The 11,001-nt window shown below is 67.3% G+C and carries 9 protein-coding genes; 7 read left to right on the top strand and 2 right to left on the bottom strand.

Annotated features, from left to right (window positions below):
• Positions 1-938, bottom strand: a 938-nt coding sequence (locus tag ABSF49_RS16610) for an NAD-dependent epimerase/dehydratase family protein (protein WP_424113767.1), incomplete at its 3' end; no start/stop codon positions are given.
• A gap of 180 nt (positions 939-1,118) precedes the next feature.
• On the opposite strand from ABSF49_RS16610, the gene ABSF49_RS16605 reads away from it, so the two are divergent.
• On the top strand, positions 1,119-3,416 hold the full coding sequence (locus ABSF49_RS16605) for an NADP-dependent malic enzyme (protein ID WP_424113766.1): 2,298 nt from the start codon (positions 1,119-1,121) through the stop codon (positions 3,414-3,416).
• 22 nt (positions 3,417-3,438) lie between these two features.
• Here ABSF49_RS16605 and ABSF49_RS16600 read toward each other — a convergent pair whose 3' ends face one another.
• The gene (locus tag ABSF49_RS16600) at positions 3,439-4,749 is read right to left on the bottom strand and encodes an Nramp family divalent metal transporter (protein ID WP_424113765.1); all 1,311 of its coding nucleotides are present in this window, start codon (positions 4,747-4,749) and stop codon (positions 3,439-3,441) included.
• Positions 4,750-4,933: 184 nt separating this feature from the next.
• On the opposite strand from ABSF49_RS16600, the gene ABSF49_RS16595 reads away from it, so the two are divergent.
• From ABSF49_RS16595 to ABSF49_RS16570, 6 genes are all read left to right on the top strand, one after another.
• Positions 4,934-6,202 (top strand): aq_1923 C-terminal domain, encoded by a 1,269-nt coding sequence (locus tag ABSF49_RS16595; RefSeq protein WP_424113764.1) that lies wholly within the window; start codon positions 4,934-4,936, stop codon positions 6,200-6,202.
• A 29-nt stretch (positions 6,203-6,231) separates the two neighbouring features.
• Entirely contained in the window at positions 6,232-7,011 is a 780-nt protein-coding gene (locus ABSF49_RS16590) for a TIGR00266 family protein (protein ID WP_424113763.1), read from the top strand.
• A gap of 329 nt (positions 7,012-7,340) precedes the next feature.
• Complete coding sequence (locus ABSF49_RS16585) at positions 7,341-8,720, top strand: Tox-REase-5 domain-containing protein (RefSeq protein ID WP_424113762.1); 1,380 nt, start codon at positions 7,341-7,343, stop codon at positions 8,718-8,720.
• A gap of 12 nt (positions 8,721-8,732) precedes the next feature.
• Positions 8,733-9,479: an Imm52 family immunity protein gene (locus tag ABSF49_RS16580; RefSeq protein WP_424113761.1), complete on the top strand. Its 747-nt coding sequence runs from the start codon at positions 8,733-8,735 to the stop codon at positions 9,477-9,479.
• A gap of 13 nt (positions 9,480-9,492) precedes the next feature.
• The gene (locus ABSF49_RS16575; protein ID WP_424113760.1) at positions 9,493-10,302 is read left to right on the top strand and encodes a hypothetical protein; all 810 of its coding nucleotides are present in this window, start codon (positions 9,493-9,495) and stop codon (positions 10,300-10,302) included.
• Positions 10,303-10,315: 13 nt separating this feature from the next.
• Positions 10,316-11,001, top strand: a 686-nt coding sequence (locus ABSF49_RS16570) for a hypothetical protein (RefSeq protein ID WP_424113759.1), incomplete at its 3' end; no start/stop codon positions are given.

Raw genomic sequence — 11,001 nt, 5'->3', positions numbered from 1 at the left:
ACGATCGCCGTGCCGATCCACAGCAGCGCGATCGACAGGCGCAGCAACGGCTGAACGAAATAGAGCCGCGCGCGCCACAGATCGCCAGTCGTCGCCGGCGCGCGCTTGAAGCTCAGCCACAGCGAGCGCAGCGGCCGGCCGAGCGCGGCGGCGGCGCCGGCGGGATCGCCGACGTTGCCGCGCTCGAGCGCCGCGACCAGCTCGCGGTCGCCGGGCCCGACCTCGACGATCTCGTTCGCCCACGCCAGCGCCGCCAGCGCGAAGCGCGGCAGCGGCAGGAAGCGCGCTGGCTTGAAGCCGAGCCAATCGCGCAAGCCGCCTTCGAGCGCGTCGGTCGTCATCGCTTCCGGGCCGACCGCATCGACGCTCGCCGGGACCTGCGGCGCGAGCGCCAACTTGGCGATCAGCAGCGCCAGTTCGTCGACGTGCAGCGGCTGCACGCGCCAGCTTCCCGGTCCGAGCCGCGGCGGCAATGGCAGCGCGGCGAGCGCGGCGAAGAAATCGCCGACCGCGCCGCCGGCGCCCAGCGCCAGCGACGGCCGCATGACGCAAACTTCGAGACCTTCGACCGCGCGCAACGCCGTTTCGCCTTCGCCCTTGCTGGCGAGGAAGCGCGACGGATCTTCGGGCGCGGCGCCCAGAGCCGAGACGTGGACGAGACGGCGCACTCCGGCGATCCTGCACGCCGCCGCGAGCCGGGTCGGGCCGTCGACATGGGCCGCGCGCAGATTGTCGACGCGACCGTCGCGGCCGAGCCCAGCGCAATTGACGACGACTTCGACGCCGGCGAGCTTTTCCGCCAGCGCCTCCGGCGCGCCCTGGGCGATGTCGAATTCGTCGCGGCTCGGCGCCGTCGCCTCTTCCCCCGCCTCGGCCAACGCCGCGACGACGCGGCGGCCGATGAACCCGGCTCCGCCGACCAGGAATACCCGCCTCATGCACGCTCCCCCCGAAAGTCTTGCTTTTATGACGCGACCTTACCGGCTCGTCGCCGACTTGTCTCGCCTTGCGCCCGAGGAAATCCCGCCGGGGCGACGAAAGGTGGGCATCGTTTCACTTGCGTCCCGGCGCGCTTGCGGCAAAAGTCGGCGCCCACGCGGGGGGTGGAGGAAACGATCATGTCCGGCGAAGACCCAACCGTCCTCCAGTCCGACGCGTTGCATTACCACCGCCTGCCGCGGCCCGGTAAGCTCGAGATTGCGGCGACCAAGCCGCTCGGCAACCAGCGCGACCTCGCGCTCGCCTATTCGCCGGGCGTCGCCTTCGCCTGCCAGGCGATCGTCGCCGACCCGGAAGAAGCCGCCAACCTGACGACGCGGCAGAATCTGGTCGCCGTGCTGACCAACGGCACCGCGGTGCTCGGCCTCGGCGCCATCGGCCCGCTTGCCGGCAAGCCGGTGATGGAAGGCAAGGCGGTCCTGTTCAAGAAGTTCGCCGGCGTCGACGTGTTCGACATCGAAGTCAACGAAACCAATGTCGACAAGCTGGTCGACATCATCGTCGCGCTGGAGCCGACCTTCGGCGGCATCAATCTCGAGGACATCAAGGGCCCCGAGTGCTTCGAGGTCGAGGAGAGGGCGAAGGCCCGCATGGGCATTCCGGTTTTCCACGACGACCAGCACGGCACCGCGATCATCGTCTCGGCCGCGGTGACCAACGCGCTCGAGCTCGCCGGCAAGCGGCTCGACAAGGTCAAGATCGTCTGCTCGGGCGCCGGCGCGGCGGCGCTCGCCTCGCTCAATCTGCTCGTTTCCCTCGGCGCCAGGCGCGGCAACATCTTCGTCTGCGACATCGAAGGCGTCGTCTACAACGGGCGCGAAAAGCTGATGGATCGCTGGAAGGCGCTCTACGCCCAAGACACGAAAGCGCGCACGCTCGCCGACGTGATCGACGATGCCGACGTCTTCCTCGGCCTGTCGGCCGGCGGGGTGCTGAAGCCCGAACACGTCAAGCGGATGGCGCGCGACCCGCTGATCATGGCGCTCGCCAACCCTTCGCCGGAAATCATGCCCGAGCTCGCCACCGAGGCGCGGCCCGACGCGATGATCTGCACCGGGCGCTCCGACTACGCCAATCAGGTCAACAACGTCCTCTGCTTCCCCTACATCTTTCGCGGCGCGCTCGACGTCGGCGCGACCGAGATCAACGAGGCGATGAAGCACGCGGCGGTCAAGGCGATCGCCGCCCTGGCGCGCGAGGCGCCGTCGGATGTCGTCGCGCGCGCCTATGGCGGCGAGGCCGCGCCGTTCGGCCGCGCGTCGCTGATCCCGAGCCCCTTCGACCCGCGCCTGATCATGCGCATCGCGCCGGCGGTGGCGCGCGCGGCGATGGAGAGTGGCGTCGCGCGGCGGCCGATCGTCGATTTCGACGCCTATGCCGACCGTCTGTCGCGCTTCGTCTTCCGCTCCGGCCTGATGATGAAGCCGTTGTTCGCCAAGGCGCGCGCCGCCTGCAAGCGGGTGATCTACGCCGAGGGCGAGGACGAGCGGGTGCTGCGCGCGACCCAGGTGGTGCTGGAGGAGCGGCTCGCCGAGCCGATCCTCATCGGCCGCCCCGAAGTGATCCGCGATCGCATCCGCCGCTACGGTTTGCACATGACGCTGGGCAAGGACTTCGAAAATATCGATCCTGAAAGCGATCCCCGCTATCGCGATTACGTCGCGGCCTATCTCCAGGTCGCCGGCCGTAAGGGCGTCACGCCCGACGCGGCGCGCACGCTGGTGCGCACCAGCACCACCGTGATCGGCGCGCTGGCGCTGCATCGCGGCGAGGCCGACGCGCTGATCTGCGGCCTCGAAGGCCGATTCTCGCAACGCCTCAAGCACATCAAGGACATCGTCGGCCTGGCGCCGGGCGCGACCGACTTCGCCGCGCTGTCGCTGGTGATCGCGCCGACGGGAATCTATTTCCTCGCCGACACCCATGTGCGCTACGATCCGACCGCGCCCGAAATCGCCGACCTCGCCTTCGCCTGCGCCGATCACGTGCGCCGCTTTGGCGTGACGCCGAAGATCGCGCTGGTCTCGCATTCCGATTTCGGCGCCGCCGACACCCCTTCGGCGCGCAAGATGCGCGAGGCGCTGAAGCTCGTCAGGGCGCGCGACCCGGATTTCGAGATCGACGGCGAAATGCAGGCCGACACCGCGCTGTCGCTGGTGGCGCGGGCGCGGGTGACCGTCGACTGCAAGCTCAGCGGCGAAGCGAACGTGCTGATCTTCCCCAACCTCGACGCCGGCGCCACCGCGCTACAATTGACCCGCGTGATCGCCGACGCGCTGCCGATCGGGCCGATCCTCATCGGACCGGCCAAGCCCGCGCACGTGCTCACCCCGTCGGTGACCGCGCGCGGCATCGTCAACATGACCGCGATCGCCGCCACCGAGGCCGCGGTCGGGCCGTGCGTTCCCGCGCCCTGATCGGCGCCGCCGGGGCGAGGCGTCAGGTCGACGACAGACCCGGGATCGCGACGCCGAACGTCTGCAGCAGCAGCACGACGTTCAGCGCCAGGATGACCGCGGTCCCGAGGATGGCGAGCCCATCGGTCAGCCGGCTGTTGGCGAAAGCGCCCATGATGTCGCGGCGACGGGTGAACATCACCAGCGAGATCATCGGCACGGGCAGCACGATGCTCAGCACCACCTGGCTGACGACGAGCGCGTTGGTCGCGTTGACGCCGAGCGCCACCACGACGAAAGCCGGGACCATCGTCACCAGGCGGCGAACCAGCAGCGGAATGCGGAAGCCGACGAAGCCCTGCATGACGAGCTGGCCCGCCATCGTGCCGACCGCCGAGCTCGACACGCCGGAGGCGAGCAGCGAGACGAGGAACACCGCCGCCGCGGCGCCGCCGAGCAACGGCGTCAAAGTATGGTAGGCGGTCTCGATCTCGGCGACGTCGCTGTGGCCCTGATGAAAGGCCGCGGACGCCATCATGATCATCGCCATGTTGACCAGTCCCGCGACCGCGAGCGCGAGCACGACTTCGACGTTGGAGAAGCGCAGCAGCGTGCGCCGTTCGTCGTCGTCGCGGGCCGGAGCGCGGTTCTGGGTGAGGCCCGAATGGAGGTAGATCGCATGTGGCATCACGGTCGCGCCGATGATGCCGACCGAGATCGTCAGCGCCGCGGCATCGGGAATTTGCGGCAGCACCGAATGCAGCGCCGCCGAACCCCAGTCGACCGGGGCGATGAACATCTCGATGAAATAGCAAAGGCTGATGGCCGCCACCAAGCCGCCGATGACCAGTTCGACCGGGCGGAAACCGCCCCGTTCGAACAACAGGACGCCGTAAGTCACGATCCCCGTCACGATCATGCCGGCGAGCAATGGGATGTTGAACAGAAGCGAAAGGCCGATCGCGCCGCCGAGGAATTCGGCGAGATCGGTCGCCATGGCGGCGATTTCGCTGACGATCCACATCGCGATGACGACCGGCTGCGGGAACTGGTCGCGAGACATTTCCGCGAGGTTGCGGCCGGTGACGATGCCGAGCTTGGCCGACAGCCCCTGGAACAGCATGGCGATCAGGTTCGCCAACAGCGCGACCCACAGCAGCGTATAGCCGTAACTCGCGCCCGCCTGGATGTTGGTGGCGAAGTTGCCAGGGTCCATGTAGGCGATCGAGGCGATCACCGCGGGGCCGGCGAACAGCAGCGCCGCCCCCAGGCCGCCTCGGCGCCCGCCGACGACTTCGCGGATCGCCAACTCGGTTCGATCGCTCAAATTGGGGGTCGAAATCGCCTTGTTCATCGGCCCGTCTCCGTCTGGACAGATCGAATGTAGCCTATGCTACACTTCTTTTCAAGCGCCCGCGACCGCCCTTTTTCACGCCGGCGCGGGCCGGCGCGGCGCGTTGCCAAATGTCGCGGCCTGGGCGATCCTCGCCTCGCCTTTCGTTGCGTTGGGCGCGACATCAGGTCGAGGGGGGATTAACATGGCGCTGGTGCATAATGGTCCGGCGGGCGGCCGCGCCGGGCGCTTCGCCGCCTTATCCGCGGGCGTCGCGCTATTCGCCGCGCTCTGCGCCGGCGCCGCGCCGGCGGCCGCGGACGACGTCACGATCGACAATCTCGCGTTCAAATCCCTCGACGGCGATTCTTTCGCCATCGCTCACGTCGAGTTCACCAACACCAATCTCACCAAGGACGAGGTCGTCGAACTGCTGACGCCCGACACGCCGACGGACGACGATCGCGCGCTGGCGCAGAAGCTCAAAGCCGACAAGATCGCCATTCCCGCGATCGACATCCTCGGCAAGGACGGCTCGAAGATCCACCTGACCGGCCTGACCGCCAGTCGCGTCGACGCCGGCCGGATCGAGGCGCTCGATCTCGCCTCGCTCGAGGCGACGGGAACCGACAACGGCGGCGCGGTCTCGGTCAGGTCCGGCGCGCTGCATCTCGACGGCCTCGACGTCGCGCAACTGCTGGCCGACGACGATCCCGCCAGCGCCGCGCTGTCGCCGAGCCGCCTCGCCGGCATGACCCTCAACGGGCTCGACATCGTCGCGCCGGACCCCGAGGACAAACCCGGCCAGACGATCCACATCGCCGTCGCCTCGATCGAGGTGCGCAACGAATATTCCGGCGGCTCGATCAAGCAGGCTGACGCCAAGGTCGCCGGCGTCGTCATCGAGCCCTCGCCGGGTTCGGAAGCGGGCAAGAGCCTCGCCAGTCTCGGCTATTCCAAGCTCGAGCTGGCGATGACGATCGGCGCCAAATACCAGGCCGACGCCAAGACCTTCGCGCTGGAGAACTTCACCATCGACGGCGTCCAGATGGGCTCGGTCGGGCTCAAGGCCGAACTCACCGATGTCTCGCCGCAGCTTTTCGGAACCGACAGCGCCGGCCGTATGCAAGCCCTGTTCGACGCCGGCGTCGCGTCGATCGAGATCAAGCTCGTCAACGGCGGCATATTCGAGAAGGCGCTCGCCTATTACGCCAAGCAGCAGGGCCTCGCGCCCGACAAGTTGCGCGCCCAATGGTCGGCGGCGGTCGGACAGGCGGCGCCGGTGATGTTAGGGGGCAGCCCTGCCGGGCTCGCGCTCGCCGCCGAAGCGCAGAAGTTCGTCGCCGACCCGAAGACCCTGACGATCGGCGCCAAGGTCAAGAGCGGCGCGCTGAAAGCGAGCGACTTCATCGCCGTCAGCGACCCGAGCGAAATCCTCGGCAAGCTCGACATTTCCGCCGCCGCCAACCGCTGAACGCCGCCCCGACGATTTGAGGACGACCGATGCAATACCAGATTTCCGGAACCGTGATGCAGACGGTGGCGATCGACCTTTCGCCCGGCGAGACCGTCTACAGCCAGACCAACACCATGGCGTGGATGAACGACCAGGTGACGATGGACACCCACACCGGCGGCGGCTTCCTGGCCGGGTTGAAGCGCTCGTTCGGCGGCGGCTCGTTCTTCGTCACCGACTTCACCGCCAGCGGCGCCGGCCATGTCGCCTTCGCGCCGCGCTTCCCCGGAACGATCGTCCCGGCGCTGCTGCAGCCCGGCCAATCGCTGATCTGCCGCAAGGAGACGTTCCTCGTCGCGCAGAAATCGGTGACGCTGGAACTCGCCTGGCAGAAGCGCATGGGCGCCGGCTTCTTCGGCGGCGAAGGCTTCATCCTGCAGAAGGTGACAGGCCCCGGCGTCGTCTGGCTCGACCTGTCGGGCGAACTCGTCGAGCGCGATCTCGCGCCGGGCGAACGGCTGCTGGTCCACGCCGGCCATGTCGGCGTGTTCGAGCCCGGCGTCGGTTTCGACATTCAGATGGTCAAGGGATTCAAGAACATCCTGTTCGGCGGCGAAGGCCTGTTCCTCGCCACGCTGACCGGCCCCGGCCATATCTGGCTGCAGAGCATGCCGATCCTCAATCTCGCCGAGGAGATCGGCCGCTACCTGCCGCGTCAGGGCGGCGATACCGGCGCCAGTTCAACCGCGGGCGGCGTCGCCGCCGGCGCGGCGCTGGGCGCAGCCGGCGGCCTGCTCGGCGGGCTGCTCGGCGGCGGCGAATCGTAGACGGCGCGCTCGAAATCGGACGCCGCCGCAGGAGGCGCCATTTCCCGGCGTGACGGCCTCTTTTCAACCGCTTGCGAGGAATATTTCCGCCGCGCGCCGCCGTGCGCGGGCGACTGCGATCTATATTCTACATACTTTAACTGATGTAATTTCGTGATCCGCAGCATTTGCCGTAGTCCAGAACTCCATTCAACGGGTCCAAGGATCGGGCCTACGCCGGTAGCGCCGCTGCCGCTGCGATGAGGCGCCGCGGGAGGGGCGTGACATAAAGCTTGCCGTCTTGTTCGCCTTATGTTCTACTGAATTTCAGAACTTCGGCGGAGCACAAGATGGGCGGTCTGTCGTTCGCGCGCCATTTCCGGCTGCGCCCCGGCGCGATTGAATGCGACGTGGACGGATTGCGGGTGGGGAGCGTCGCCCTCCTCGCGCGCGACTCGAAAGGCGCCTGGACGCGGCGCGATGGAGGCGCGCTCAACCGCGAACTCTCCAAGCTCTATGGCCTCCCGCTCGACTGCGAGCGCAAAGGCGGGAGGTTGGACGCGGTCGCTGCCGCGTTGACGAACGGAGAACTCGCCCGCGCCCAGATCGGGGCCTTGCTGTTGCGACTTCCTGATCCTCCCACGCCCGCGGGCGTCCACGCCGACGGCTTGGAAAAGCGCCGTCTCGTCGATGGGCTTCTGGCCTGCGGCCTCCTGAAGGCGGACGCCGACTGGGACGACAAGCACCCGAGAACCGGCGCGCCGCCGAATCCCGGCTGGTTCGCGTCCACGCAGGGCGCGCCGGGCGCAGACGCGCCGAAACCAGACGCCAACCCTGCGCCAGTCGACCCGTCGCGCGGCGGCGCGGCGCTGGCCTTCGTCGCCTCTGCGCCGGCGGCCGGCGTCGATACGTTGCTCGCCGAAGACTTGTCGGCGACCGCGCTGCGCGGGCTGGCGATGCTGGCGGCGCGCTTCTCCGCCGCGACGATCCTGTTCGACGCGATCTTCGTGCCGAGCGACAACCGGCTCGTCGAGGAGGGCCGCATCCCAGGCCGTCCCGACATCGCCTATCGCTGGGCGCACGACGAAAGCGAAACCGCGGTAACCCTCAAGGTTCTCATTGACGGACAATGGCGAACCCTGGCCGTCGGCGGCGCCGCACCAAACGGCCTTGTCTTTGACCGCGACGGCCGTGCCGTCGCCAGGGTCGTCAGCGGGCCCGATCAGCGACAGACGCTGGTCGCGACGGTCGACGCCCTCGACCGCGCGGTCGCGGATCTAAGCCGCAAGGACGGCGAACCGGTTGCGGCGCCGGTCGCCGACAATCGTGAACCCAGGCTCTGCCCCGAGCCGACGAAAGAGCCGCAGACGACGACATCGACCAATTCGATCGCCTATCAGCAATACGTCAGCGGATTGGTTTACCCGTTGGCGATCTGGTTCGGCGGCCTGTTCTTCGACGGCTGCGATCCGCCCACAGGTCTCCTGCTCGAAGCCAAGGCGGACATCGACTTCATGTTCGATGGGAACGACGATGTGCACGGGTGGATCAAGCCGGAAAACAACCCGAGAATTCAAATGCTGGACCAGGCGGATGCGGCGCTCGCTGCGGGCCGCTTGGTCGTTTGGCATGCGCAAACCGAAAAGGGCTATCGCGGACTGAGCAAGATTAGAGACAGTCTGCAGTTGCCCGAACGGTTGGTCGTGACTGTCGTCTACGATCCGAACTGAGGGGAGCCTGCTATGACGAACCTGCATCTCGACCTCTACTGGAGATCGCGTCATCCGTCGCAGACGGACGACGCGCGCCGGCTCAGCCGCTTCGTCACCGGCCTGCCGGACTTCGACTCGATCTATCGCAGCTGGCTCGAGTCGCCCGAGACGAGACAGGAGACGGCGCCGGTCCCGCTCAGCGAAGCCGAAGCGACACGGCTCCTGATCGAAAATATGATGCGCTACGATTTACCGCCGGACCCTTGGCCGCAGCGCGGAAGCTACGTCTGGGGCGGCCACGCCGGGCCTCCGCCTTATGACTTTCGCGAGGCGAGCTACGCTGACACGCTTTGCAATATCGGCGCCTACGGAGAGCCGGCGCGAGGCAATTCCATCCAAATGAGGCTGTCCGACGTACGCCCATCCACGGGCCGCCCGTGGCGCGCATCAGAGCTGAGACCACTGATGAAATTCGCGCGCGAAGTTTGGCGGCCGGCGGAGATGCGGGCGACGCTTACTTTCTTCGACCCGCAAAAAATCCCTGATTCGAGTTGGGCCGGCGGGGAGCGAACGCTCGAGCCCCGCATTGGCTGGATCACCTACCTGCCGCCCGACCTCGCCGCGCAGGCGAAATATCCCGCCGACGTCGAGGTCGAAGCGCTCTCCGACGGCGCCGCGCTGGTCACACTCTGCGAGGAGCCTTTCGGCAAGGCCGACGCCGCTGGCCTGGCCCGGCTGCATGCGCTCGAGGCCGCGCTGCGGCCGATTCAGAGCTGAGCGGAGGTCTGTGATGAGCGATCTGGCGCTCAAACTTTGGTGGGAGCCGCGCGACCTGTCGCATGCCGACGACGCGCGCCGGCTCTCGCGGTTTGTCAACGGCCTGCCGGACTTCGACCCGATCTATCGAAGCTGGCTGGAGTCGCCGAAGACCAAGAAGGAGACGGTTCCCGTCCCCCTCACTGAAGCTGCGGCGAAGCAACTTCTGATCGACAACGTGGCCCAGCAGGAAGTGCCCCCTGGTCCTTGGCCAGAGCTGGGGAGCTATGTCTGGGGAGGACACGCTGGGGCGCCGCCCTATGATTTCCACAAATCAAGCACCGCGGGCACTCGATGCAACGTCGGGGCCTTCGGTAAGCGTGCGTCCATCTATCCGAACCACGTCTTCATGCAGCTCTCGGAGTTGCGACCGACCTCCGGACGGCCGTGGCGCGCCTCGGAATTGAGGCCGTTGATGAAGTTCGCGCGCGACATTTGGGACCCGGCGGAAATGTGCGCGGAGTTTTCTTTCTACGATCTGCCCAGGATCCGCGACCCAGAGCGCGCTGCGAAGCTCGCTCCGTATGCCCGCGCTCGCCCCAAGATCGCCGATTCGATTATGGCCGGTAGCGAACGACCGCTTCGACCTTGGATCGGCTGGATCACCTACTTTCCGCCCGATCTCGCCGCGCGCGCGAAATATCCCGCCGACGTCGAAGTCGAAGCGCTCGCCGACGGCGCCGCGCTGGTCACGCTCTGCGAAGAGCCGTTCGGCGAGGGTGACGGGGAAGGCATGGCGCGGCTGCATGCGCTGGAGGCGGCGCTGCGTCCGATTCAGAGCTAAACGGTGGTCTCTGATGAGCAATCTGGAACTCGACCTTTGGTGGGAGCCGCGCGACCCGCCGCAAGCCGACGACGCACGCCGACTGTCGCGCTTCGTCAATGGCCTGCCGGACTTCGACTCGGTTTATCGCAGCTGGCTCGAATCGCCCGACACGAAGCTGCAAACGATCCCTGTCCCACTCAGCGAAGGCGACGCGAAACGGCTCTTGACCGAAAATATGATGCGCTACGATTCGCCCCCTGACCCTTGGCCGGAGGCGGGCAGCTACGTTTGGGGCGGCCACGCGGGGGCCCCGCCTTATGATTTTCGCAAGGCGAGCGTGGCCGTCACGCGCGGCTATATCGGCGCATACGGAAAATCTGGCGGCAACCACATCGAGATGGGGCTGTCCGACGTGCGCCCATCCACGGGCCGCCCGTGGCGCGCCTCCGAGTTGAGACCGCTGATGAAATTCGCGCGCGAGGTTTGGCGACCGGCGGAGATGTGCGCGATGTTTTCTTTCTATGGGCTCGACCTGCCGTCGATCCCCGATTTGTCGCCCAACGGCCTGAGGTTTGCCGAATACTTGCGCCAACATCCCCGTATCGTCGAACCCAGAGAGGCAAGGCGAATCCTCGAGCCCCGCGTCGGTTGGATCACCTACCTGCCGCCCAACCTCGCCGCGCGGGCGAAATATCCTGCCGACGTCGAGGTCGAAGC

The sequence above is a fragment of the Roseiarcus sp. genome, from assembly GCF_049514155.1.
Taxonomy (GTDB): domain Bacteria; phylum Pseudomonadota; class Alphaproteobacteria; order Rhizobiales; family Beijerinckiaceae; genus Roseiarcus.
The sequence above is the reverse complement of the archived record's forward strand: the minus strand, read 5'-3'. Positions and strand labels throughout refer to the sequence as shown.